The organism is Aggregatibacter aphrophilus ATCC 33389 (assembly GCF_900636915.1).
Classification (GTDB): Bacteria; Pseudomonadota; Gammaproteobacteria; order Enterobacterales; family Pasteurellaceae; genus Aggregatibacter; species Aggregatibacter aphrophilus.
On the sequence record NZ_LR134327.1, the window covers coordinates 1933124 to 1956621 of the forward strand.

At 40.0% G+C, this 23498-nt stretch carries 26 protein-coding genes, 1 tRNA gene and 1 pseudogene; 12 read left to right on the plus strand and 16 right to left on the minus strand.

Annotated elements, in window-relative coordinates; genetic code table 11:
* Window positions 1–16: 16 nt before the first annotated feature.
* Genes EL144_RS09270 through EL144_RS09285 form a run of 4 tightly spaced genes read right to left on the minus strand, consistent with a single transcriptional unit; the run spans window position 17 to window position 3452 of the window.
* Window positions 17–961 carry a transketolase family protein gene (locus EL144_RS09270; protein WP_005704030.1) on the minus strand — a complete coding sequence of 315 codons (945 nt, stop codon included), beginning with the start codon at window positions 959–961 and terminating at the stop codon, window positions 17–19.
* A complete protein-coding gene (locus tag EL144_RS09275) occupies window positions 951–1775 on the minus strand; it encodes a transketolase (RefSeq protein WP_032995213.1) in 825 nt (274 codons plus the stop codon). The genes EL144_RS09270 and EL144_RS09275 overlap by 11 nt, the downstream gene beginning before the upstream one ends.
* 10 nt (window positions 1776–1785) lie before the next feature.
* Window positions 1786–3147, minus strand: a complete 1362-nt coding sequence (locus tag EL144_RS09280; protein ID WP_005704028.1) for a PTS ascorbate transporter subunit IIC — start codon at window positions 3145–3147, stop codon at window positions 1786–1788.
* 35 nt (window positions 3148–3182) lie between these two features.
* Window positions 3183–3452, minus strand: a complete 270-nt coding sequence (locus tag EL144_RS09285) for a PTS sugar transporter subunit IIB (RefSeq protein ID WP_032995211.1) — start codon at window positions 3450–3452, stop codon at window positions 3183–3185.
* A gap of 366 nt (window positions 3453–3818) precedes the next feature.
* On the opposite strand from EL144_RS09285, the gene EL144_RS09290 reads away from it, so the two are divergent.
* Window positions 3819–4571, plus strand: a complete 753-nt coding sequence (locus EL144_RS09290; protein ID WP_005704025.1) for a DUF4336 domain-containing protein — start codon at window positions 3819–3821, stop codon at window positions 4569–4571.
* Between the two features lie 106 nt (window positions 4572–4677).
* On the opposite strand, the gene EL144_RS09295 is transcribed toward EL144_RS09290, so the two are convergent.
* The 6 genes and pseudogenes from EL144_RS09295 to EL144_RS09325 all read right to left on the minus strand — a co-directional run bounded on the left by EL144_RS09295 (window position 4678) and on the right by EL144_RS09325 (window position 10903).
* Window positions 4678–5505: a DUF3037 domain-containing protein gene (locus EL144_RS09295; protein WP_005704024.1), complete on the minus strand. Its 828-nt coding sequence runs from the start codon at window positions 5503–5505 to the stop codon at window positions 4678–4680.
* Window positions 5502–6254: pseudogene (locus tag EL144_RS11735) on the minus strand (HipA family kinase). Before EL144_RS11735 ends, EL144_RS09295 begins: the two are co-directional and overlap by 4 nt.
* Before the next feature lie 139 nt (window positions 6255–6393).
* Window positions 6394–8337 (minus strand): ABC transporter ATP-binding protein, encoded by a 1944-nt coding sequence (locus tag EL144_RS09310; protein ID WP_005704020.1) that lies wholly within the window; start codon window positions 8335–8337, stop codon window positions 6394–6396.
* Between the two features lie 102 nt (window positions 8338–8439).
* Window positions 8440–9792: an anti-phage deoxyguanosine triphosphatase gene (locus EL144_RS09315; protein WP_005700863.1), complete on the minus strand. Its 1353-nt coding sequence runs from the start codon at window positions 9790–9792 to the stop codon at window positions 8440–8442.
* Between the two features lie 8 nt (window positions 9793–9800).
* A complete protein-coding gene (locus tag EL144_RS09320; RefSeq protein WP_005704019.1) occupies window positions 9801–10493 on the minus strand; it encodes a CidB/LrgB family autolysis modulator in 693 nt (230 codons plus the stop codon).
* On the minus strand, window positions 10493–10903 hold the full coding sequence (locus tag EL144_RS09325; protein WP_032995209.1) for a CidA/LrgA family protein: 411 nt from the start codon (window positions 10901–10903) through the stop codon (window positions 10493–10495). Before EL144_RS09325 ends, EL144_RS09320 begins: the two co-directional genes overlap by 1 nt.
* A gap of 253 nt (window positions 10904–11156) precedes the next feature.
* On the opposite strand from EL144_RS09325, the gene EL144_RS09330 reads away from it, so the two are divergent.
* From EL144_RS09330 to EL144_RS09360, 7 genes are all read left to right on the plus strand, one after another.
* A tRNA-Leu gene (locus EL144_RS09330) sits at window positions 11157–11242 on the plus strand.
* Between the two features lie 311 nt (window positions 11243–11553).
* On the plus strand, window positions 11554–11685 hold the full coding sequence (locus EL144_RS11710; protein WP_005704017.1) for a hypothetical protein: 132 nt from the start codon (window positions 11554–11556) through the stop codon (window positions 11683–11685).
* A gap of 226 nt (window positions 11686–11911) precedes the next feature.
* Window positions 11912–12799, plus strand: a complete 888-nt coding sequence (locus tag EL144_RS09340) for a BRCT domain-containing protein (RefSeq protein ID WP_005704014.1) — start codon at window positions 11912–11914, stop codon at window positions 12797–12799.
* Between the two features lie 2 nt (window positions 12800–12801).
* A complete protein-coding gene (locus EL144_RS09345; protein WP_005704013.1) occupies window positions 12802–13026 on the plus strand; it encodes an excalibur calcium-binding domain-containing protein in 225 nt (74 codons plus the stop codon).
* Window positions 13027–13112: 86 nt separating this feature from the next.
* Window positions 13113–14102: a hypothetical protein gene (locus EL144_RS09350; protein ID WP_005704012.1), complete on the plus strand. Its 990-nt coding sequence runs from the start codon at window positions 13113–13115 to the stop codon at window positions 14100–14102.
* A gap of 2 nt (window positions 14103–14104) precedes the next feature.
* Window positions 14105–14476 (plus strand): STAS-like domain-containing protein, encoded by a 372-nt coding sequence (locus EL144_RS09355; RefSeq protein ID WP_111297367.1) that lies wholly within the window; start codon window positions 14105–14107, stop codon window positions 14474–14476.
* Window positions 14466–14993, plus strand: a complete 528-nt coding sequence (locus EL144_RS09360) for a hypothetical protein (RefSeq protein WP_032995204.1) — start codon at window positions 14466–14468, stop codon at window positions 14991–14993. Before EL144_RS09355 ends, EL144_RS09360 begins: the two co-directional genes overlap by 11 nt.
* Window positions 14994–15032: 39 nt before the next feature.
* On the opposite strand, the gene EL144_RS09365 is transcribed toward EL144_RS09360, so the two are convergent.
* Window positions 15033–15248 (minus strand): hypothetical protein, encoded by a 216-nt coding sequence (locus EL144_RS09365; protein ID WP_005704009.1) that lies wholly within the window; start codon window positions 15246–15248, stop codon window positions 15033–15035.
* Between the two features lie 368 nt (window positions 15249–15616).
* Here EL144_RS09365 and EL144_RS09370 point away from each other — a divergent pair, with 368 nt between their 5' ends.
* The 3 genes from EL144_RS09370 to EL144_RS09380 are packed head-to-tail and all read left to right on the plus strand — an operon-like array spanning window position 15617 to window position 17697.
* Window positions 15617–16117 (plus strand): thermonuclease family protein, encoded by a 501-nt coding sequence (locus EL144_RS09370; RefSeq protein ID WP_005704006.1) that lies wholly within the window; start codon window positions 15617–15619, stop codon window positions 16115–16117.
* Between the two features lie 3 nt (window positions 16118–16120).
* Window positions 16121–17320 carry a cysteine desulfurase gene (locus EL144_RS09375; RefSeq protein WP_005700873.1) on the plus strand — a complete coding sequence of 400 codons (1200 nt, stop codon included), beginning with the start codon at window positions 16121–16123 and terminating at the stop codon, window positions 17318–17320.
* On the plus strand, window positions 17317–17697 hold the full coding sequence (locus tag EL144_RS09380) for a SufE family protein (RefSeq protein WP_050332817.1): 381 nt from the start codon (window positions 17317–17319) through the stop codon (window positions 17695–17697). Before EL144_RS09375 ends, EL144_RS09380 begins: the two co-directional genes overlap by 4 nt.
* Window positions 17698–17756: 59 nt before the next feature.
* On the opposite strand, the gene hldE is transcribed toward EL144_RS09380, so the two are convergent.
* Window positions 17757–19187, minus strand: coding sequence for a bifunctional D-glycero-beta-D-manno-heptose-7-phosphate kinase/D-glycero-beta-D-manno-heptose 1-phosphate adenylyltransferase HldE (gene hldE / locus EL144_RS09385; RefSeq protein WP_005704003.1), 1431 nt, complete (start codon window positions 19185–19187; stop codon window positions 17757–17759).
* Window positions 19188–19315: 128 nt separating this feature from the next.
* Here hldE and EL144_RS09390 point away from each other — a divergent pair, with 128 nt between their 5' ends.
* Entirely contained in the window at window positions 19316–20251 is a 936-nt protein-coding gene (locus EL144_RS09390) for a Kdo(2)-lipid IV(A) acyltransferase (RefSeq protein WP_005704002.1), read from the plus strand.
* Window positions 20252–20298: 47 nt separating this feature from the next.
* On the opposite strand, the gene EL144_RS09395 is transcribed toward EL144_RS09390, so the two are convergent.
* Genes EL144_RS09395 through EL144_RS09410 form a run of 4 tightly spaced genes read right to left on the minus strand, consistent with a single transcriptional unit; the run spans window position 20299 to window position 22883 of the window.
* Window positions 20299–20871: a TorD/DmsD family molecular chaperone gene (locus EL144_RS09395; RefSeq protein WP_005704001.1), complete on the minus strand. Its 573-nt coding sequence runs from the start codon at window positions 20869–20871 to the stop codon at window positions 20299–20301.
* A complete protein-coding gene (locus tag EL144_RS09400) occupies window positions 20871–21482 on the minus strand; it encodes an NAD(P)H-dependent oxidoreductase (protein WP_005704000.1) in 612 nt (203 codons plus the stop codon). Before EL144_RS09400 ends, EL144_RS09395 begins: the two co-directional genes overlap by 1 nt.
* 1 nt (window position 21483) lies before the next feature.
* Entirely contained in the window at window positions 21484–21936 is a 453-nt protein-coding gene (locus EL144_RS09405) for an NfeD family protein (protein WP_005703999.1), read from the minus strand.
* A 20-nt stretch (window positions 21937–21956) separates the two neighbouring features.
* Window positions 21957–22883 (minus strand): SPFH domain-containing protein, encoded by a 927-nt coding sequence (locus EL144_RS09410; protein WP_005703997.1) that lies wholly within the window; start codon window positions 22881–22883, stop codon window positions 21957–21959.
* Window positions 22884–23498 lie beyond the last annotated feature (615 nt).

Below are 23498 nucleotides of genomic sequence, written 5' to 3' on the forward strand. Positions count from 1 at the left end.
TCTTAATATAAACAATTCAAAACAACGTCAACGCCTGCCGTACGATATGCTCTGCCGTAAGTTCGTATTCATTCATCAAAAAGTCTAACGAGCCAACTTGTCCATAGCGTTCTTTAATGCCAATTCGGCGCATTGGGGTTGGACAATGCTCCGCTAACACTTCCGCCACAGCCGAACCTAAGCCGTTTTGAATGCTATGATTCTCGCAAGTGACAATCTTGCCTGTATTCTTAGCACATTGAATGACACACGCCTGATCTAATGGTTTAAGCGTGAACATATCCACCACTGTGGCTTCAATGCCTTGTTCTGCCAATATTGCCGCAGCTTGCAAGGCTTCCGCCACCATAATGCCGTTGGCGATTAACGTAATGTCTTTGCCTTCACGGAGCACTTTCGCTTTGCCGATGGTGAACGTCTCATTTTCATCATAAATTTTGACCGCACTTTTACGGATGGTCCGCACCCAATAAAAGCCGTTTAATGCCACCAGCTGCCGAACGAGACTTTTCATCATGGCGCCGTCCGTAATTTCCAACACCTTGGCATGCGCCAACCCACGGATGATTCCCATATCTTCAAAAGACATATGCGTACCGCCGTTATACACCGCCGTGACGCCGGCATCGGACGCAATCACTTTCACATTCGCCTGTTGATAATCCACCGACATAAACAGTTGATCCAAGCAACGACGACTAGCAAAAGAAGTGAAGGAATGAAAGAACGGGATATGTCCGGCAATGGCAAGTCCGGCAGCCATGCCTACCACATTGGCCTCCATAATGCCGCAGTTAATCACTTGATTCGGCAGTTTTTTCTGCACGGTATCCATAGTCATGCAGCTCATTAAATCGGCGTCTAGTTCAATCACCAACGGATTTTCCTGCATACATGCCTGCAAGGTGTCGGCGTAAATTTTGCGCATTTCCAACGCATCGCGCTCTAACTTAATCACCATATTCCGCCTCCAATTTATTTATTGCCAACAGAATCTGCGCACGGCTTTCATCGTTTAAACGCAAGTGGTGATTGTTGGCAAGATTTTCGATATAAGGCACGCCCTGGCCTTTTTTAGAATCTAAAATCACTGCCAACGGACGGTTTGAATGGGCGGAAAGTACGCGACAAAGCGCTTCAATATCATCTCCTTTCACCGTTTCCACAGCAAAACCAAAGGCCGCAAATTTCTCCTGCAAACTGAATGGATTGATGATGTCCGTCAGGCAGCCGTCTAATTGCAATTTGTTGTAATCCACAATCACGCACAAATTCGTCAAATTACGATGGGCGATAAACTGGAAAGCTTCCCAGCACTGCCCTTCATTCAATTCACCATCACCGACAATACAAAACGTGCGATTTGATTTACCGCGTAATTGATAAGAAAGGGCAATGCCCGCCGCGATGGAAATACCCTGCCCCAAAGATCCTGTGGTAGCATCCACGCCCGGTGTTTTCAAACGATCGGGGTGGCTTGGCAAAAAAGTGCGGTCGGTATTTAAAGTAAAAAGTTGCTCGAGAGGAAAATAGCCTTTTAAGGCAAGGGTGGCATACAAAGCAGGCCCCGCGTGGCCTTTGGATAACACAAAATAATCGCGTTCTTCCCAGTGGGGATCTTCCGGTTTCAGGCGCATAACCTTGCCGTATAGCACGGCAAGGGTTTCCACAATGGAAAGGCTGCCACCGAAGTGGCCAAAGCCTAAATGCACCAACGATTTTAATGTGTTAAGACGAATTTTCTGAGCAAACCGTTGAAGTTCTGCTATATTCATTTTCTTCACCTTATTTTATGTCTGTGTGAGTCGGTTTCTTCGCGATGTAGTTATACACCACCAACACGCCGAAAATACCCAACACCGAGAATAAAATCATCTCTTTGGAGAAATATTGCGCCATGTACCCCAACATGATGCCTATGCCACCGAAGTCAGAATCGGAGAATGTGGTGTTAGCAAAACCTAAAGAGCCTAACACAGGCAATAAGAATACCGGCAAGAAGGTAATCAACACGCCATGCGCAAAGGCGCCTAAAATCGCCCCGCGACGACCGCCCGTTGCATTACCAAATACACCTGCCGTTGCACCACAGAAAAAGTGCGGTACGACACCAGGTAAAATTAACACCCAGTTTAATTGATTTAACAATGCAAGGCCGACAATGCCGCCCACAAAACTGGACAGAAAACCGACAAGCACTGCATTCGGCGCATACGGGAAGACGATTGGACAGTCCAACGCCGGTTTGGCATCCGGTACTAATTTCTCGGAAATCCCGGTAAACGCCGGCACGATTTCCGCTAAAATCAAACGCACACCTTGCAAAATGATGAACACACCCGCCGCAAAAGTAATGGCTTGAATACCGGCATACACCAAATAATGTTGTCCATTACTGAATTGCGTCGTGACATATTCGCTACCGGAAGCGATGGCAAGAATAAAATAAATCACCATCATGGTTAGCGAAATCGAAATAGAACTGTCACGCAGGAAACTCAAATTTTTTGGTAAATCCATTTTCTCTGTAGATTTAGAACCTTTGCCAACGACCTGACCAATGGCACCGGAAAGCACATAACCCAAGGTGCCGAAATGCCCAAAGCCCACATCGTTGCTACCGGTGATCTTTTTCATATGAAAATGCGCAAGCGCCGGGAAAAACGCCATCACCAAACCGAGAGCCACGGAGCCGGTGAAAATTAATTCCACGCCTTCTAAGCCGGCAACGGTTAAAATCACCGCAATCATACAGGCCATATAAAAGGTGTGGTGACCGGTTAAGAAAATAAATTTCAAACGGGTAAAACGCGCCACCAAAATATTCGCCACCATACCGAAAGCCATGATAAGTGCGGTCGCCGTGCCGTATTTTTCCACCGCCATAGATACGATCGCCTCATTGTTCGGAATAATGCCTTGCACGTTGAAACCATGTTCAAACATACCGCCTAGCGGTGTCAACGAACCGACCAACACGCCTGCACCACCGCCCAACACAATAAAACCAAGAATGGTTTTAATCGTACCTTTTACTACTTCAGAAAACGGTTTTTTCTGTACCAACAACCCTACCAAAGCAATCAAACCGACCAATACAGAAGGCACTTTGAGAATATCTAAAATAAAGAAAAGTATAGAGTCCATCGCTATGCTCCTTTCATTACCGATTAAAATAGGAATTACCGATTAAAATACGCCGCCAGTTTTTCTTCAAATTCAGCCACGCTTACCAGATTTTTCACAATCACGATCTTCTCAGCCGGAATGGAACTGCTCTCGGCAATATCGCTTGCCATAATAAACACATCGGCGTCATTCACCGATACCGATGCCAAATCCGTGTGGTTCACCTCTGCTTCAATGCCCAATTTCGCCAATGCCTTTTTGGCATTCATTTCCATCATAAAACTGCTTCCTAAACCGGAACCGCAAACCGCCATTATTTTCATAATTTTTCTCCTATTGGGATGTATTGATTGCACAATCAAATTCAGTCTATGACGGAATAATAGCCTAATCAATGTGCAGGTTTTAAAACTGTGATCGGGGTGGCATTTTGAGGAACCGGTGTTTGGTAGGATAAATTATTATCAACATATTGATGGTTCAAGAGTCCACGCTTGTACCAAAGTCAGCACAAGCGTGGACGCTTGCGCTATCAGGGAGATTTTGATCGTGCTAAAAGTGCGGTGGATTTTAGACGTGTTTTTGGGATCGAAAAATATTTGAAAAAATGACCGCACTTTTATAATAATTCTGTCAGCGCAGGTCGGGAGACGCGCCTTATCATGAAGAATATTATTTAGGGAGGAAAAATGACCGATAAAATTTATCTGTATCATCCACTGAATACGTTAAAGCCCTTTGCTAAAGACATTTGGATTGTCGATGGCGATATTATTCACATGAGTTTTCCATTAGGCATAAAAGTGCCCTTTAGCACGCGTATGACAATCGTACGTTTGCAGGACGGTAGCTTATGGTGTCACTCCCTCATTGCCCCACACCCAGATTTATTACAGGAAATTAACACGTTGGGCAAAGTCAGCCATTTAATCTCACCGAACAAAATTCACTATGCCTATATTGCAGACTGGAAAAAGAAATACCCACAAGCCATTGCCTGGGCAAGTATCGGTGTTCAGGAAAGAGCACGTTCACAACATATCGAAGTTGACTTTAATGCAACGTTAGAAGACACCGCACCACCGCAATGGCATCACGATATTGAGCAATTAATATTCAAAGGCAGTCAAGTCATGCAAGAAACTATGTTCTTTCATCGTCTCAGTCGCACCCTAATTCTTGCCGATCTCATTGAAAACTTTGAAACAGACAAATTCGGCAGCTGCCTTTGGGCAAATATCATGAAACTTACCGGCATTTCCTCCCCGGATGGAAAAGCTCCCGCAGATTGGCGAGCTACATTTAAAGATAAAACCGCCGCAAGGGAAAGTTTGGCACAAATTTTGGCATGGCAACCGGAAAAAATCATTTTGGCTCACGGACGCTGCTACGAAAACAATGCCATGGAAGAATTACGAAGAGCTTTTAGATGGTTAGATTAAGAATACTCTCTAATAGCACACACTTCGTAGCGTGTGCTGTCTATTGGATTAATTTAATTACCAGCACGCGTTAGGAAACGCGCGCCATCGAGGATAGTTTTATTACCTAAAATACTTTTATATTTCTAGCAAAAGACAGAATGTGAAAATTGTCTTTCCAATCTGTATGGTAAATACCAAACTTATCAAACGTATCTTTGATTGTCTTTAATATTTTAAGTTCTTTTTTAGAATTTGCTGTATCAAGGGTAAAGAGAACCTTATCTTTTGATATAAGCCCTTCATCAGAGGCACGGTTAATTTTAGCAACCCAACTATCACAATGTTCAATCATGCTAGCGCTTTCTGATTGATCAAAAGCCAATGGTTTAATACCTTTCAAAATATAGGGAGTATTCCCATCTTTAATCGCTAAAGGCAAGGTAAACTTAGCCGTCCCCCCTTGTACTAGATGAGATTTATAAAGAGATAAAACCTGATCATTTTTAAACATTTCTCTATAGTGCTTAATCATTCTGTTTTCTTGGTTCTCTGACGGAACGCAAGCACTTCTAATAAATCTTTCATAAATTTCATCAAATTTCATCATAGGATTATCTACTAAAGCGACAGCTGCATTACTGAACTGAAACAATCCATCTCTTTGTTCTGTATAACTATGAAAAAAATTAATTATCTCTTCGTTTGTATTGAATGTATCAACAGATATTCTGTCGACAATATACTTCAATTGCTCATCAATGATTGGTTGGACATCATAAAAAATTTTGCTGTTACGAAAAAAATGATTTACACGAGGATCATTTCTTTTTACCAACCGATAAGTTAGTTTTTTTCTATTTGGCTCACACATCAATAAGCCAATATTCACAAACTCCCCACTTTCAAAGAAAGGAAGAAATCTGACAAAACTGTATAGAATTGGCGTTTTCATACTATGTTTTTCCAAAATTCATTTGTTAATATGCGATTGAGTATATTTCTGATTGATTCCAAGTAGCTGTCATAATCATCGGAAGGCTGCCATTCTTCAGGAATTTCACTAAATACTTCATCAATACATTGAATCGCTTCGCTAAATTTATCTTGTAGGTAAGGACGATCTACTAAATCAAAAGACCAATTTGCATTTGTCTTAGATCTATTTACCCTAGAGAAAATATGATGAGTAAACTGAGTATCTGACAAATTTGAATCAAAAGCAAGGTTGTGGTCAATTAGAAATAATTTTTTAAGAGAGCGACTAAAAAGTAAATTTACGTTACCAGTATCTTTATCAGATAGAGTTCTATCTGAATTATTTATCCATAAATCAAAAAGATAAATCTCTTTTTGCAAGGGTAAGCTACAATATTGATAGGCTTGTTAGAATTTCACTACGGATGCATACTCAATATATTCTATGGCAAAAGCAACCCCTTCACTTATACCGTCGCGCCATTCAGGGCGAACACTTTTCGCTATAAAATCAGGAATATATACAATTTCAAAACTTGGTATTGGTAAACCTAATGTTTTTGCAAGGCAAGCCGCCACATATTCAGCAATAATATGTTTAGGAGTTAAAGATAATTTGGTTTTGACAACATAGGTCTTACCATTACTGGCTTCACATAGATAAGGACGAGTAATTCCGCTTGCAACATTAAAACGATCTTTAACAGCAAGTATTTCTATAGTCATTTCATTCCTTAGGTTATTTATTGTTTGCTTACGCTAGTCATTATAGCGTTTTAATTCATTATCTTTCTAGTCTGATATATAAATTGTTTAATTCGACAAAATAAAAAATCAATATATCGAATAAATAGAAAGTTATTATCTACTTCCCTTCCACTAAATTTTTCTTTTCTTCCAATTCTTCCCAACGCATAAACGCCGTTTCCAGTTCGGCTTCGGCGTCAGCCAAGGCTTTCAGTTTGGCATCAGTCACGTCGTGGGATTGTTGGAAGAAATTCGGGTCACCAATTTCGGTTTGAAGTGCAGTGATTTTTTCTTCTAAATCTTCCAGCTGTTGCGGGAGCTGTTCCAGTTCGCGCTGTTCTTTGTAAGAAAGTTTGACGGATTTTGGTTTATTAGAAACAGCTTTATTTTCCACCGCACTTTCTTCTTTTTTTGGCTCAACTTTTTTCTGTTTTACCGCATCCTGTTCGGCTCTTTGAGCAAAATAATTGGCTTGTTGCTGCTTGGCATCGAAGAAGCCACCAACATATTTATTCAACACACCATCGCCTTCAAAGATGTAGCATTCCGTCGCGGTGTTGTCGATGAATTGACGATCGTGGCTGACGATGAGCAATGTGCCTTGGTAGTCGGTGAGGATTTCTTCCAAGAGCTCCAAGGTTTCTACGTCCAAGTCGTTGGTTGGTTCGTCGAGAATCAATAAATTATTCGGTTTTAATAATAATTTTGCTAATAACAGACGATTGCGTTCACCACCGGAAAGGGCTTTCACCGGCGTCATGGCGCGTTTCGGTGGGAACAAGAAATCTTGCAAATAGCCCAACACATGGCGCTTGATGCCGTTGACTTCCACGTCCTGCTTACCGTCGGCAACGTTATCCATCACGGATTTTTCCGGATCGAGATCAGCGCGATATTGATCAAAATAGGCAATCTCCAATTTGGTACCACAACGAATGGAGCCGCTTGTGGGTTGAATTTCGCCGAGTAGCAATTTGATAAAAGTGGTTTTGCCACAACCATTCGGACCAACTAAAGCGATTTTGTCGCCGCGTAAAATAGTGGTGCTAAAATCTTTAAGTAATTGTTTGCCGTCAATGTCGTAACTGACGTTTTCCATTTCAAACACGATTTTGCCGGAACGGCTGGAGGTGTCTAATTGCAATTTTGCGGTGCCCATCACGTCACGACGTTGGCGACGTTCTTCGCGCATGGCTTTTAACGCGCGTACGCGTCCTTCGTTACGGGTGCGACGGGCTTTGATGCCTTGGCGAATCCATACTTCTTCTTGTGCCAAGCGTTTATCAAATAGCTCATTTTGCAAGGCTTCTACCCGTAAGTTTTCTTCTTTAGTGGTGAGATATAAATCGTAGTTACCAGGATAAGAAACCAATTTGCCGCGATCCAAATCCACAATGCGGGTCGCCATTTTGCGAATGAAAGAACGGTCGTGGGAAATAAACACAATGCTGCCACCAAATTCCATCAGGAAATTTTCCAACCATTCGATGGCATCTACGTCCAAGTGGTTAGTCGGCTCATCCAACAACAGCACATCCGGATTACACACCAAGGCACGCGCCAAAGCGGCTTTGCGCAACCAACCACCGGACAAATCGGCAAGTTTAGTTTCCGGATTTAATTCCAGTTTTTGTAATACTTCATTAATCTTATTTTCAAATTGCCAACCGTTAGCGTATTCCAATTTCGCTTGAATTTGGGCAAGCTGATTTAACGTCTGATCGCTGTAATGCTGCTCTAGCTGCACGGAAATATGATGGTATTCCTTCAATAAATCCGCCAAATGCTCAATGCCTTCCGCCACATAATCAAACACGTTGCCTTCCGCATGGCGTGGCGGATCCTGCTCTAAACGGGACACGACCAAGTCTTTTTCATACTGTACTTTGCCGTCATCCATGATGACATCGCCGGCAATGATTTTAAGCAACGTAGATTTGCCTGCGCCGTTGCGCCCGACTAAACAGACGCGTTCGTTAGGTTCGATATGTAACTCCGCATGATCCAATAAAGGGGCGTCGCTGAAAGAAAGATATCCGTTGGTTAAGCTGATAAGTGCCACAAAAAATCCTTTAAAAATGAAAAAAAATAGTAATGAAATGACTTATGCTTCGACAAGCTCAGCAACCGCCATTTCACATTTATGATAAATAACGACCGCACTTTAAAGTTGCTGATAGGCTTTCAGCGCGTAAGCGTCAGACATTCCGGCAATGTAATCGCAAATCACGCGTTTTTTACCGTTTTCTTCCGCATTTCGCCAGCGATTGGCGGTGTTGGTTGGAAGCAAGCGTTGCGGATCTGATTCAAAAATTTGGAACATTTCCGTCAAAATGCGCTGACCTTTGTATTCCACGCGTTGCGTTTCCACATTATTGATCACGTATTTCTGCACAAATTTTTTAAATACTTTTAACACGCCCACCACTTCCGAGGGCAATTCGGCGTTATAACGTAATAGCGGATCGCTAAACTCAGGTTGAATTTTCCAACGCGCATTGGTGATGAAATAATTTACCAACGCCCCGATAGCGTTTTTGCGTAAGTAATGTTGATCGGAAAATAGGTTTTTGCTGATGCCCTCGATATGTTGTCGCATCCAATCCGATTGGCCGTTTTTCAGTTCATCCAAGGCCTCTTGCCATTGTTGAACATTGACCACGCCGACGACGATGGCGTCCTCCAAATCATGCACGCCATAAGCGATGTCATCCGCCAGTTCCATAATGCTACAGTCGAGGGATTTAAAACGGGTCTTTAAAATCTCTTGCGGATTTGACCGCACTTTTTGGAGTGAACCGAATAACGCACGATCACTTTCAGAAAGCGGCTCGAGCAACCAGTTAAACATGTGAAGATCGTCACGGAATAATCCTTTCCCCGGCCGCCAGTCGGCAATTTTGACATAACGGGGATCGCTATGTTGGCTTTCGGCTAGCTGAGCATATTGAGCGGAGGACTCGTCCAAAATGGTCGGGTATTTCACTATGCCGAGAATGGTACGACGGGTTAAATTCATACCGGCATTTAAGGTGTAAGGTTCAAGTTTGGTGAGCAAACGAAAGGTCTGCGCATTGCCTTCAAAACCACCGTTGTTGCGCATCATATAATTAAGCGCCACTTCACCACCGTGGCCGAAAGGCGGGTGGCCGATGTCGTGCGCAAAACACAAACTTTCGATTAAATCATTGGTCGGTAATAAAGGGCTAAGTTGTTGTTTCAACTCACTTGTATCGGTAGAAAGTTGCTGCGCTAAGGTGGCAAAGGCTTCGGCAAATTTTAGTTGTGCCACAAGGCTGCTGCCGATTTGCGCCACTTCCAAAGAATGAGTTAAGCGGGTGCGATAAAAATCATTTTCGCCTACGGCATGAATTTGAGTTTTTGCCTGTAAGCAACGGAAGGCGGCAGAATGTAAAATACGTCCGCGATCGCGACGAAACGGCGGACGATGATCTTTTTCCCGAGGTTGATCGGCGACAAAACGTTGTTGCCAACGCGGATCGATGGATTGTTTCATGATGTACTTTATACCATTGCGTAGATCAATTTGAAGACAAGAGGTGCCAAAACTGAGCTAATGATACCGCACAATACTAAGGAAATGGAACTGTAACTACCGGCTTTTGCATTATTTTCCATGCAACTCACCGTACCTAAGGCATGAGAAATCGCCCCGACGGATAAGCCGATAGCTTCTTGATTTTTCAAGCCGATTTTTTTTAAGAGCAGATACCCAAAAATCGAACCTTGCAAACCGGCAACCACTACGCCAACCGCAGCAACAGAAGGGATCCCGCCTAAATTTTCAGACACGGCCATAGCAATCGGCGTAGTAATAGATTTCGGCAAAATGGTGGCCACAATATCCGGTTTCGCACCCAGAAGTAATGCCAATACTGTGCCGCTAATCATAGATAAAAGGGAAGCAGACACGGTGGTAATCAAAATGATTTGCCAATGACGACCAATTTGACGAATTTGTTCATATAACGGCACCGCCAATGCAACAATACTCACCCCCAATAAATTATTGAGCGGCGCATTACCGGCCATATAGGTGTCATAAGGTACATGAAATGCAAGCAGCACCACCACTAAAATAATCACCGTCAACACAAAGCTATTTAGCACTACCGATTTCCAGCGTTTATTAATGGTTACCGCGAAGGCAAAGGCAAGGATGGTCAAAATGGTATAAGCATAAATAAGATAAGACATTATTCCTCCTTCGCCCGTTTTTTCATGATTTTATGTTTAAGATGAGTAAAGGATTTGAGGGAAAACAGATAGTCAGACAGTATGCCGATAACAACCAAGGTCACGCAAGTACTGACAATATTCGGCACTAATAATTCTTTCATTTGATCCATGAGCAAGCCGGAATATTTGACAATTCCCACACTGACCGGCACAAATAATAACGCCATGTAACGAATTAAAAGACGGGAGGAAAACATCACCCACTCCACTTTGACGATACGTAACATTAAGCAGGTAAACAGCAGCAATAATCCCCAAATACTCGATGGAATGCCAATAGGGACGTAATGCGCGATCAATTCTCCGAAATACAACATGAGATACAACAAAAACAGCGACCTGACTAAGTCAAAAACTTTCCGATACATAATAAAAAACTCAACTTTTGTTTAAACCTCAAAATAATTCTACTCCCATTTAGTTAGTAGGGGAATTTTTTATTCAAAATTGATGATGTTATGAAGACGGCGCAAGGGGTAAATGCAGTAAAAATTTCATAGATAAAAAACCATCAAACGTGTTGAATTTTATACAGTTAAACAAAATTACAAAGTTTTTACTTGCAACTGCAATATAAATCCTTATAATACCGCCCGTTTTCACATGAAACTTATCAGTGTTGCCTGGGTGGCGAAATTGGTAGACGCAGCGGATTCAAAATCCGCCGTTGAATAAACGTGTCGGTTCGAGTCCGACCCTAGGCACCAATGATAAGTTTCATACTACATCAAGCCGCTTTCCGAAGCGGCTTTTTCATTTTAAAAATAATTAAAAAATTAATAAGTTATAACAAATCTAAAATTCTATTCTTGCAAAATCACTGTATATATTCACCGTTCATTTATTATATGTTTAGAACATAAATGGAGTGAATTTGTACCAATTTTGTACCAAAAATATCTCCCCAAAAAATCAGGTTAGCTATAGAAGACATCGATATCTTGGTTAAGTCTTTTGCAACGATTATCTGCTTGTTTTTATATAACTAAAGTTGTATCTTCACAAACAGGAGATTCACATGTCTAATTTAGCAACTCAACTTCAAGATAAATTGTATAAACAACGTATTTTAGGCAAAATGACCACCGATAACGGATACTCCACCATTACAGAAAGCGATATCGTGTTCACCAATACCAACGTGAAATAATATATTGGCGAGGGCGCTTATTCATTCAACTTAAACTGTGAAACACGCACTAAGCGTTTGCAAGGCCTACTGGCTGGGGGGATTATGGTATTAAGCGACAACCCGCCTTATCGTCCGTTTGAAATAACAGAAGACTTATTCGACACCGCAAAGATTATTTGGAAGTTTATTAAAGCGGTGGAATTAAAACCGAAATATTTATAATTTTTTAACTTTGGAACTAACCATGAAAGACGAATTGTATAGCTACAATTATGTGCGGAATCGCAATAAATTGTTTGCAAACTTAATCAGTATTATTGATGGTATTACCTGTGATGGTGAGATTACCGAACAAGAATTGCTTTATCTTGATACTTGGCTACTTGAAGCCAAATCTCTACAGGACAATGTCATTTTTCAACAAATCCGCGATCACATTATCGATATTCGTTTTGATGGTAAAGTGACAAAAGATGAATTAAAAGAACTCAAATCCACACTACTTCTCATTCAACGCGACATTCTAGACCTTCCAAACATTGACCTTTACTCAAAAGAATCCGATATGCACTTATTGTCCGGTTTGTGTAAAGGGATGATTTCCGACAATAAACTAAACGATGATGAAATTCGCTATCTGAACTGGTGGCTAAGCCAAAATGGCTTGTTAAAAAATAACTATCCGGGTAGTGAACTATATCGCCTAGTCACAGATATTCTTGCCGATGGCATTATCACGGAAGAAGAACGTCTCCAATTAAAATATATGCTCACTGATTTTACCGGTAGCGATCCTGAAAATGGCGTAGTTGACGGGTTATCTATGGGAAAATCATTTTTTGATGATGTGTCTGATATTGATTTTGCTAATAAGGTGCTTTGCTTTACCGGAAAATTTGTTTATGGCTCACGTGCAAAATGTGAAGAAAAAGCACATGAACTTGGTAGCCTTCCAATAAAAGATTGGCGAACTGATTTAGATTATTTAATTGTTGGCACTCTCAATTCTCGCGATTGGATTTATCAAAGTTTCGGTCGAAAAATTGAAAAGGCAAAAGAATATCAAAAACAGGGGCATAAGGTAAAGGTGATCACTGAGGAACAGTGGCTTAGTAATGTTATGGGGAGCTGATAATGAAAAAACTACTCTTAATTTTAATCGCACTTTGTTTGATTTACGCCCCCACCCTTGCCAAAGGCAAAAAAGCCGACGCAGAACAGTTTAGCTGTGACGATGGCAAACGCACCTGCAAAGATATGGATAGTTGTGCCGATGCCAAATTTCATTTGAGAGAATGCGGCATGCAGAAACTGGATAGGGATAGAGACGGTGTACCGTGTGAGAGTATTTGTGGGTAATGGAAGAAATAAACCTAAAATTTAGCAAAGTAATAAATTAAAAGTTTATAAATTAACCCGCTACTTTTATTTATTTTTGAGGTTCTATGAAAAAAAGAAAAAATATTTTTAGATGCCCTAGGATTTTTACTATATATAACAATGAATACAGGAACGAATCTCTAGCCTTTATAAATTCTTTAGATTTAATTATAAAAAATAATCTTACTGAAGTAACTATTAGCTTTTTTTCTTGCATTGATATAAAAGCTGCTGCCATGGTGTTACTTTATTCTAAATTAGAAACCATACTTGCGAGCAGTCATGTTAAAATCCATTTTTTATTTTCGCCTTTTTATGGTGATTTGCAGCTTTTGTTAAAAAAATCTGGATTCGCTTATTTGCTAAAACACAGAAAGTCTAAAAATAACCTTGAACGTGGGCAAGAAGGAATGCCGATCATTAGTGGAGTTGGAGGGAAATTTAGAGATGAGATAATTGATTTCATACAATATCAAATTTATAAAAATAAATTAACCCCTGAGCAAGAACATATTTTAAGTGATGCTATTTATGAAGCAATAAATAATGTTACTTTGCATGCTTACCCAGAACATGACGCTTGTCACCGTCCATGGTGGCTAATGTGTGATTTATTTGAGAATGAATTATACTTAGTACTTTATGACCAAGGTTCTGGAATACCAAAAACATTTTGTAAGGGAAACAAGCTTTTTGATAGTATAGATTGGGAAAGTGATGAAGCTAAACAAGTTTTAACAGAGTTAATTGATAAGTTTGGATTATCTCAAAATATATCTATCCCTTCTATTGAAGCAATATCAACATCAGAATCTACAGCTATTCATCTAGCTATGACCGATGACATAACTCGAATGACCGGTAAAGATGAAGAAAAACACGGGCAAGGCAGCAAAAGTATAAAAAAACTTGTATCATCTCACGAAAATGGTACTCTGTGGGTGTTTAGCTGCGGAGGACTAATGAAATATCTTAATGATGACACTCTTCCAGAATTAGTTGATTTACCTATACCAATTAATGGTACATTGATACAATGGAATATAAAGGTTTAAATATGACCATAAATGAAATAAATGTTATCAAAGACTTCTCTAAAAAACCCTATGGTAGATCACCTGAAAAAGTGATGAAAGGGGAAGAGAATGATACTGGGTTGGTTTTTAGAGAAAAACTGCTTGCACCTCGTCTAACTGATTGTATATCAAAAAGGAATAAGTTAAGAGTTATATTAACTGGATATAACCGTTATGGGCGTTCTTTTTTAGATGAGGCTTTTGGTGGTTTAATTCGAGATGATGGGTTCACCTATAAGCAGTTGGAAGATTATTTGGATATTGAACACAAAGATGTACAATCTATTGTTGATTTATCTTGGGAACGTATAAAGAAAGCGGCCCTAGATAAGGGGCAAATTAATGAAGATTAAGTCATTCTTATTGATTTCATTTGTAATTTTAGTCACTATTTATTTTATTCGGATCTGTACTCAAAACACCAGTATAGACGAGCATTTTGCAATTATATCATCATCTGTAATAACTGCTGTAGGTTGGTCTATATCTTCATATTTGAACACTCGTAGTTTTCAACGTAGTGAAATTATAAAAAACAAAGATCATATTACAAATCTTATTGATGCCTTATTTCGTGAGTTATTAGAATTAGCAGAGAAACGCTCAACATCAATAGAGGATATAGACAATTTTATAACTACTAGAGTAACCATAATTGAGTTTAAAGCCAATCAGTTAGAAAAAATTTTCAAAGAAAATTGTCAGTTTATTTCTAATGAATCATTAACAGAACTACGCTCTAAACCAATAGATATTTTTGAAAACAGTCATTCTAATTATAAAGAATTAAACCAACAATTAAATCAATTAAAGAACTCTTTATATCAAGATATTGAAGATAATTATAATTCTTGGCTAAAAAATCAATAATTTTATTTAACATCTAAAAATAGCGGTCATCTGACCGCTTTATTTTTTATCCTTCCTCACCTCTCCCCCATTATCCTCAACCTTCAATTCACACTCCACTTGTGACACATAACCATTGCCAGCAATGGTGTGGGTCACTCTGGTGATAAGCCAATTTGCCGCGTCGATTTCCGATTTAAAGCCTGAAAGTTCCAGTGGGGTTTCCGGCATCAACATCGGGTCGCCGTAGGCTAAATCAATGGTGAAGGTTGCCACGCCCTCGCATCAAATATAGCGATTTCAACCTAAATTGCATTATCACTTTAAACCTTTGCTAATATTGGTGCTGTTGAGATCAAATCATTCAGATCCTTTAACGCAAAACAACGCAAGAAAACACAAAAATCAGATCTTTTTTGATGAATGTCACAAAAAACAAAAAATAGTTTAAAATAAGCCATAAAATATTTTTTATACGCAATTTGGAACAAATTATTGAGGTTGATATAATGCAACCCGTTGAAGCAACGGCAACCTTCTTACCCTAAGGTACCAATGATAAGCTTCAAGACGCCTAAAACTGCTGTAAAAAGCAGCTTTTTTTGTCACTAAATTTTATGTTTTTCTAAAATTTACCGAGAAAAATGACCGCACTTTTGGCGGTTTTATATGTTATGTTGCAACGACTTCTCTGCCTTATCTTATTGCTCTTGGCTCCCGCCCTTCAAGCACGAACAACAGATTGCCGTGTGGTGGGTATTAGCGACGGAGACACTTTCACTTGTTTAACTGCCAATCGTAAAACCATTAAAGTGCGGTTAGCCGAAATCGATGCACCGGAAAAAACACAACCCTTCGGTAAAAAATCCCGTCAAATGCTTGGCTCGCTTATCCACAAACGCAATGTTTCATTAAATATTCAAGGTTACGATCGCTATCAGCGCACCTTGGCAACGGTGTATGATAAGCAGGGGCAAAACATCAATTTAATTATGGTACAACAAGGCATGGCATGGGCTTATCGACAATATTTGCACGATGTTGCCTATTTACAGGCTGAACAAACGGCAAGAGAAAATCGACGAGGTTTGTGGCGCGATCGTTCCCCTGTCGAACCCCACTTATGGCGTCAACAAAGAAGGTAAAAAATGCATTTTGATCCCCAAACATTTCGTCAATATTTTCCCTATTTCACTCACGCAGATGCAGTGGTCTATCTTGATAACGCCGCGACAACCCTCAAGCCGCAGTGCTTAATCCAGGCAGCGGTGGATTTTTATCAATCAGCCGGCTCGGTGCATCGCAGTCAATATGACGAAAAACAGACCGCACTTTATGAACAGGCACGTAGCCGGGTTAAGCAGTTAATTCATGCCGAAAGCAAACAGGCAGTGATTTGGACATCAGGCACGACCCAAGCTATTAATACCGTAGCAAATGGTTTATTGCCGTATTTAAATGCCGGTGATGAAATCATTATCAGTGAAGCAGATCATCACGCTAATTTCGTCACGTGGCACCAAGTGGCTAAAAAAACCGGCGCCATTATTCATGTGTTGCCGATATTGGATAATTGGCTGATTGACGCCGATGCGTTATTGAAAAAACTCACACCACGCACGAAATTGGTAGCGCTAAATTTTGCGTCTAATGTCACCGGCACACAGCAATCTGTCAAACAATTGATTGAGTTTATTCGTGCACAAAGTTCCTCTCTTGTTTTAGTGGATGCGGCACAAGCCATTAGCCACATCAAAATTAATTTAACAGAATTGGATGCCGATTTTATTGCCTTTTCCGCCCATAAAATTTACGGTCCGACCGGGCTTGGCGTGTTAAGCGGAAAATTGGAAGCGTTAAATTTATTACAGCCCTTGCAGTACGGCGGCAAGATGATTAGCAAAGTCAGCAAACGACAAATCACCTTTGCCGAACTGCCTTATCGGTTGGAAGCCGGCACGCCGAATATTGCTGCCGTGATTGGCTTTAACGCCGTGCTAGAATGGTTAAGCCAATGGGATATTGGCGAAATGGAAGAAAACGCCGTACGCTTGGCAGAAATGACCCGTCAACGTTTATCCTCTTATCAACAATGCAAATTATTTAACTCACCACAACCAAGTTCGGTCGTCAGCTTTGTATTTGAGGATATTAACGCCTTCGATTTAGCCACGCTATTAGCCGAACAAAATATCGCTTTACGCGTTGGTGAACATTGTGCACAGCCTTATTTAGCAAGATTAGGACAGGCCGCTATCCTGCGCTTATCTTTTGCACCCTATAATATCGCCTCAGACGTTGAAGCATTTTTTAATGCTTTAGATAAAAGCTTAGAATTATTAAGATGAATATTGAACAACAATTACTCAACGCCATAACATGGGAAGAACGCTACCATTTGATTATTCAGGCAGGCAAGAATCTCCCCATACCAAATGAAAATGAATTAGCCCAGATGGAAATCATTCCGGGTTGCGAGGTGCAGGTATGGTTTAAATTCACCGAAAAAAACGACCGCACTTTTCACTTTCAGGCCTACAGTGAAGCGCGGATTATGAACGGTTTATTATGGATTTTGTTGCAACACATTGAAAACAAAAGTGCTAAACAATTACGCCATTTTGATCTAACTGCCTATTTCACCCAACTTGGCATTGCACAACGCTTAAGCACAACACGCCTGAACGGTTTAAAACATATTGAACAGATTTTAAATAATTTATAAAAACAAAAAAGCGTGGAAATCTCACTTTCTACGCTTTCTTTTTACTTTCTATATGGTCATTATTTTTCCAAGTGTTTAATTTTCTTAATCACATTTGATGTAGAAAAACCGTTTTCAAAGTTAAGCACTTTCACATCGCCGCCATTTGCCCAAACTTCTTTACTACCGGCAATCTCTTCCGGTTTATAGTCGCCACCTTTCACCAACAAATCAGGCAATACTTCACCAATTAAGCGTTGCGGCGTGTCTTCATCAAACGCAACCAGCCAATCTACAGAAGAAAGCCCTGCAAGGACAGCCATTCTTGAGTTCAGATGATTAATTGGACGCTCTTCACCTTTTAAGCGTTTTACAGAATTGTCCGTATTCACTGCAACAATTAAACGATCACCCAACTTGCGTGCATTTTCCAAGTAAGACACATGACCAGGATGCAAAATATCAAAGCACCCATTAGTCATCACGATTTTCTCTCCACGATCTTTCGCTAATTTAACCGCGTCCTTAAGTTCACTTTCTGTCATTATGCCGAAACCGGTGGTGGTTCGCCCATGAATCGCATTTTCTAATTCGACGGTAGAAACCGTGGATGTACCCAATTTGCCCACCACAATGCCGGCAGCCACATTTGAGAGATAACAGGCTTCTTCAAAACTACGACCATCTGCCAAGGCGATCGCAAGCACGCTGATTACCGTGTCGCCTGCACCGGTCACATCAAACACTTCTTTCGCTTCTGTTGGTAAGTGATAAACCGGCTGATTCGGACGTAATAACGTCATACCTTTTTCCGAACGAGTTACTAAAAGTGCGGTTAAATTTATCTCGGAAATTAATTTTAAACCTTTATCAATGACGTCTTGCTCAGAATGGCATTTACCAACAACCGCTTCAAATTCAGACATATTCGGCGTTAATAATGTCGCGCCACGATAGCGCTCAAAATCCGTACCTTTCGGATCGATTAACACAGGAACATTGGCATTGCGGGCAATTTGAATCATTTTTTGCACTTCATTTAAAGTACCTTTGCCATAATCGGAAAGAATCAAAGCACCGTAATTTTTGACCGCACTTTCTAATTTTCCCAACAAGGATTCACTGATCACATTTTGGAAATCTTCTTCAAAATCAAGACGTAATAATTGTTGATGGCGAGACAAAATACGTAATTTCGTAATAGTCGGATGAGTGGTTAATTGAACAAAATCACAATCGATTTTTTGTTTTTGTAACAAGGCCGTTAACGCCGCACCCGCTTCATCCTGACCGGTTAAGCCCAGTAATGTTACAGGCACATTTAAGGAAGCAATATTCATTGCCACGTTTGCCGCACCGCCTGCACGTTCTTCATGTTGTTGTACACGTACCACAGGCACCGGGGCTTCCGGCGAAATACGATTCGTCGCACCAAACCAATAGCGATCCAACATGACATCGCCAAGAACCAAAACTTTTGCATGATTAAATTGTGCAGAATATTGAGCCATTTGATTTTTCTCTTAAATAAGGAACAAAAAATTTCGCTAATATTACCACAGGGGAAATGCTATTTCCTAAAAATTCCGTTAAACTAAACCTAATTGAAGTACCTACTAATGACTTATGTTAACGCCTTATGTCAAAATCCGCTCTTCCTACTTTTAAAATTGAATTTCTCCACCCAAAACATTGGGGCTTTTGGTTTGCTCTTGGTATTTTTCGCTTAATTTTGCTCTTACCTTATTCCGTATTGCTCAAAATCGGCAATGGGTTGGGCTGGTTATTCGCGAAAACAGGTGTAGGCAAACGACGGGCAAAAATTGCCAGACGTAACTTAGCACTTTGCTTTCCCGATTACTCCTCGCAACAAATTGAAGCGATTTTACAGGCTAATTTACGTTCCACCGGTATGGCGATCATTGAAACCGGTATGGCATGGTTTTGGTCGGATCAACGAATAAAGAAATGGTCAAAAATCGAAGGATTGGAATATTTAAAAGACAATCTGAAAGATGGCATTATTTTCGTTGGAGTGCACTTTTTAACCCTTGAATTAGGGGCTCGTATCGTCGGTATTCACCAGCCGGGTATTGGCGTTTACAGGCCAAACGACAACCCATTATTTGATTGGATTCAAACTCAAGGCAGATTGCGTTCCAACAAAGATATGCTAGATCGCAAAGATTTACGCGGCATGATTAAAGCTATTCGTCATGGCGATATTATTTGGTACGCACCCGACCATGATTACGGCAGAAAAAACGCTGTATTCGTGCCGTTTTTTGCCGTGCCTTACGCTGCAACCACAACAGGAAGCTATTATTTATTAAAATCCTCACCAAACAGCAAAGTTATTCCCTTCTCGCCACTCAGAAATGCAGATAATTCAGGCTATACGGTTATCATCTCGCCACCGGTAGATTTTTCTGATTTGCACGATGAAACCGAGATTGCTACCCGAATGAATCAAGTAATTGAAACGGAAATTATGAAAGGGGTTGAACAATATATGTGGTTACATCGTCGTTTTAAAACACAGCCTGATGAAAAAACAGATCTGTACAACATATAGGAATAAAATAAAAAAGGTGAGCTTAAAACTCACCTTTTATTTTTAACTCAATGTATTATACACTCTACAGCATCCAATTCATCAGCCATAGCAGATAAAATTTCTCGCGTAAGATAAGCCAAAGAGCGATAGAACGGTAATCCAGCTGACTGTTCCACTTTGTTTAAGAACTTCGCTGCGCAAGGCAATAAAAAGTGTTCAAACAGTTCCTGCTGTGCAGACAACGAATCGGCATTATCTTCCAACCATGATGCTGTTAAAAGCAACATGGCAAAATGATCAATGTTATCGCTTGGCGGTAAATTGCGGACTTGACGGAAATTATCAAAATTATCCACTGAAATATCGTAAGCAGAAATTTGAGTTGCTACTGTGCCTTTCTCACCAAATAACTTTTGATATTCTTGAGCCAATACTTCTAAATCAATTGGCATTTGTAATGCTGCTAAGGCTTTGTTACTTTCTACATCTTCGCTTAATGGCCACACTTCAGACAATTGGCTTTGTTTTAACCAAGTCAATACACCGGAAAGTAAGTTATCAGTAGGTTGTCGATAAAACAAATTACCAAACAATCGGCTAATTAAAGAAAAATGATTTAATTGGATTTTTTCTTGCATTAATTTTCACTCTCAGAAGGCAAAAGTGCGGTCAGATTTTCCAATGTTTTTTCAAAGACGGAGGTTAAAACTGACTGATACCCCGCCTCATCTAATAAATGAATATTTCCAAAAACCTCATGTTGGATGTCTGTTATTCCACAAAAATTAAACAACCCATCAACCAAACAGGATTGCAAGGCTTTATCAAAGCCAAGTTGTTGATATTTTTCAATACCATTTCCCATGGTAATAAAATGTTGCATCTTTTTGTTTCCAAGCAAACCAACGGAAACACCATTTTCATTTTGGTAGGCAAAGCCGTAACTTAAAACACGGTCTAAATAACCTTTTAATATTGCTGGAAATCCCATCCACCAAAGAGGATAAATGAACGTAATTAACTCTGCTTCCGCAATTAGTTTTTGTTCAAATTTAATCTCAGCAGGAACAATGCCTTCCATCGTGGCATTTAGCTCACTCCAAGACAACACCGGATTGAAATCTAAAGTATAAAGATCACGAACAACCGTTTCCGCCCCCACTTGTCGAGTGGCTTTTATAACTTCCTCAACTAAAGCTCGGTTAAAACTCTGAGGATTCGGATGCGCAGAAATAATCAAATGTTTCATACTATTCCTTAATTTTGATAACATTCAATGTAATACTGTTAACACCAGTCACTTCAATAAGGTCATTCACCGATAAGCCGTGCCCTTTAATACGCCAAGTAGTATCGCCAAAAGCACCACGACCAATGCCATTTTCGGCCATTTCTAACACCTTTCCTCGCGCACCAATCATCGCATGATCCCGTTGGTTTAATACGCTTTGGGATTGGTCTGCTTGATCTTTACTATGCTGATAACGCCACCAAATTACGCTCAAAATGATGGCAATAATGGCGTAAATTACTACTAGAGCTGAAAGAGGTAAAGCTGGAAACAGTTTCATTATTCCCGCAACAACAATTGCCGCAAGTCCCCACCATAGCAAGAACACTCCCGGCATTGCAATTTCGGCAATGAGCAAAACAAACCCTAAAATAAGCCAGTGCCAAATGCCCCAATTAACAAACCATTCCATATTTACCTCTGCATCTTCAATTAATTAGTTTTTTTATCGCCTTTGAGTAGTTCTGCAATACCCGCAATAGATCCCATCAAATTACCTGCTTCTAACGGCATTAGAACCACTTTGCTGTTATCTGCACCACCAATTTCTTTTAGGGCTTCCGTGTATTTCTGTGCGATAAAATAATTAATGGCTTTCGTGTCACCATTGGCAATCGCATCAGATACCATTTGCGTTGCTTTCGCCTCAGCTTCAGCCGCACGCTCACGTGCTTCTGCTTGCAAAAAGGCTTCTTGTCGCTCACCTTCCGCTTTTAAGATACGGGATTGTTTCTCACCTTCCGCCCGCAAAATTTCCGCCTGACGGACCCCTTCCGCTTCCAAAATATCGGCACGCTTATTACGTTCAGCTTTCATTTGCGCATTCATCGCAGCAATCAACTCATGCGGAGGACGCACATCACGAATCTCAATACGGGTTACTTTAATTCCCCAAGGATTCGTCGCTTCATCCACAATAGATAACAAACGGCTATTGATAGAATCACGTTGTGATAGCATCTCATCCAATTCCATTGAGCCTAAAACCGTACGTATATTGGTCATCGTTAAATTGATAATCGCTTGTTCTAAATGATTTACTTCATAAGCCGCATTTCGTGCATCAATCACTTGTACGAAACACACGGCATCAATAGACACATTAGCATTGTCTTTTGAAATGACTTCTTGTGAAGGGATGTCAAGAACCTGTTCCATCATGTTAATTTTACGACCAACACGATCAACAAACGGAACCACAAAATTCAACCCGGGCATTAAGGTGCGGGTGTAGCGACCAAAACGCTCAATGGTCCAGTTATACCCTTGAGGCACAGTCTTTAATGTAGAATAAAGAACAACAACGGCTAAAACCACAAAGATAATAGCGGCAACAGGCAAGTCATCTAAAAAATACATAATTTCTCCTTAGAATATAGGTAATTACTGCGTTAAGTCTAACAAGTAGAAAGAGGCTTGTATAGGGAAAAGATAAACCTTATTAACCAACTCCAATATTAACAATATATTTAATTATATAGTTTTTATTTGATTTACTGATAACATGTTATAATTTAAAGAATATACTATATAGATAAATTTATTTTAATAATTTAATCTAGCTTTATTTATAAACTCAAAGCATAATCAGATTTCATATTAAATTATCGAGATAGCTTCATTACTAATGACCAAAAATTTTTTATCATAAATAACTCTATATTTAGAGTTATTTAACACGATAACAAACTTATCTTTATATCAACGCCCTGCTTTATTCTGTTTGCACACCACTTCTGTTTCGATTTTAGATTGTTCAATATTATATAAGTAAATACTTCAAAGTGTAAAAGTTTCTTAATGTTTCAACTGGTTAGTTATCTTCACCCATTAAGTCCTGTTCTTCACCCGTTTTAATCTCTATAGGTTTATTTAGATAGATGCGTTTATGTTTAAAAGCATTTTCAGTTCATTAAACCAATAAAAAAGTACGATCTTTTTTCAATTTATTTTATAAATACTGAAAAATCAACC

Bases quoted from the DNA above. Each gene is read 5' to 3' on its own strand.
- EL144_RS09395 (WP_005704001.1), bottom strand. From the start codon at position 20,871: ATGCAAGAAAAAATCCAATTAAATCATTTTTCTTTAATTAGCCGATTG.
- EL144_RS09320 (WP_005704019.1), bottom strand. From the start codon at position 10,493: ATGTCTTATCTTATTTATGCTTATACCATTTTGACCATCCTTGCCTTT.
- EL144_RS09275 (WP_032995213.1), bottom strand. From the start codon at position 1,775: ATGAATATAGCAGAACTTCAACGGTTTGCTCAGAAAATTCGTCTTAAC.
- EL144_RS09410 (WP_005703997.1), bottom strand. From the start codon at position 22,883: ATGTATTTTTTAGATGACTTGCCTGTTGCCGCTATTATCTTTGTGGTT.
- EL144_RS09355 (WP_111297367.1), top strand. From the start codon at position 14,105: ATGACCATAAATGAAATAAATGTTATCAAAGACTTCTCTAAAAAACCC.
- EL144_RS09350 (WP_005704012.1), top strand. From the start codon at position 13,113: ATGAAAAAAAGAAAAAATATTTTTAGATGCCCTAGGATTTTTACTATA.
- EL144_RS09340 (WP_005704014.1), top strand. From the start codon at position 11,912: ATGAAAGACGAATTGTATAGCTACAATTATGTGCGGAATCGCAATAAA.
- EL144_RS11710 (WP_005704017.1), top strand. From the start codon at position 11,554: ATGTCTAATTTAGCAACTCAACTTCAAGATAAATTGTATAAACAACGT.
- EL144_RS09380 (WP_050332817.1), top strand. From the start codon at position 17,317: ATGAATATTGAACAACAATTACTCAACGCCATAACATGGGAAGAACGC.
- EL144_RS09345 (WP_005704013.1), top strand. From the start codon at position 12,802: ATGAAAAAACTACTCTTAATTTTAATCGCACTTTGTTTGATTTACGCC.
- EL144_RS09280 (WP_005704028.1), bottom strand. From the start codon at position 3,147: ATGGACTCTATACTTTTCTTTATTTTAGATATTCTCAAAGTGCCTTCT.
- EL144_RS09360 (WP_032995204.1), top strand. From the start codon at position 14,466: ATGAAGATTAAGTCATTCTTATTGATTTCATTTGTAATTTTAGTCACT.
- EL144_RS09325 (WP_032995209.1), bottom strand. From the start codon at position 10,903: ATGTATCGGAAAGTTTTTGACTTAGTCAGGTCGCTGTTTTTGTTGTAT.
- EL144_RS09400 (WP_005704000.1), bottom strand. From the start codon at position 21,482: ATGAAACATTTGATTATTTCTGCGCATCCGAATCCTCAGAGTTTTAAC.
- EL144_RS09375 (WP_005700873.1), top strand. From the start codon at position 16,121: ATGCATTTTGATCCCCAAACATTTCGTCAATATTTTCCCTATTTCACT.
- EL144_RS09290 (WP_005704025.1), top strand. From the start codon at position 3,819: ATGACCGATAAAATTTATCTGTATCATCCACTGAATACGTTAAAGCCC.
- EL144_RS09315 (WP_005700863.1), bottom strand. From the start codon at position 9,792: ATGAAACAATCCATCGATCCGCGTTGGCAACAACGTTTTGTCGCCGAT.
- EL144_RS09270 (WP_005704030.1), bottom strand. From the start codon at position 961: ATGGTGATTAAGTTAGAGCGCGATGCGTTGGAAATGCGCAAAATTTAC.
- EL144_RS09370 (WP_005704006.1), top strand. From the start codon at position 15,617: ATGACCGCACTTTTGGCGGTTTTATATGTTATGTTGCAACGACTTCTC.
- EL144_RS09405 (WP_005703999.1), bottom strand. From the start codon at position 21,936: ATGGAATGGTTTGTTAATTGGGGCATTTGGCACTGGCTTATTTTAGGG.
- hldE (WP_005704003.1), bottom strand. From the start codon at position 19,187: ATGGCTCAATATTCTGCACAATTTAATCATGCAAAAGTTTTGGTTCTT.
- EL144_RS09295 (WP_005704024.1), bottom strand. From the start codon at position 5,505: ATGAAAACGCCAATTCTATACAGTTTTGTCAGATTTCTTCCTTTCTTT.
- EL144_RS09285 (WP_032995211.1), bottom strand. From the start codon at position 3,452: ATGAAAATAATGGCGGTTTGCGGTTCCGGTTTAGGAAGCAGTTTTATG.
- EL144_RS09390 (WP_005704002.1), top strand. From the start codon at position 19,316: ATGTCAAAATCCGCTCTTCCTACTTTTAAAATTGAATTTCTCCACCCA.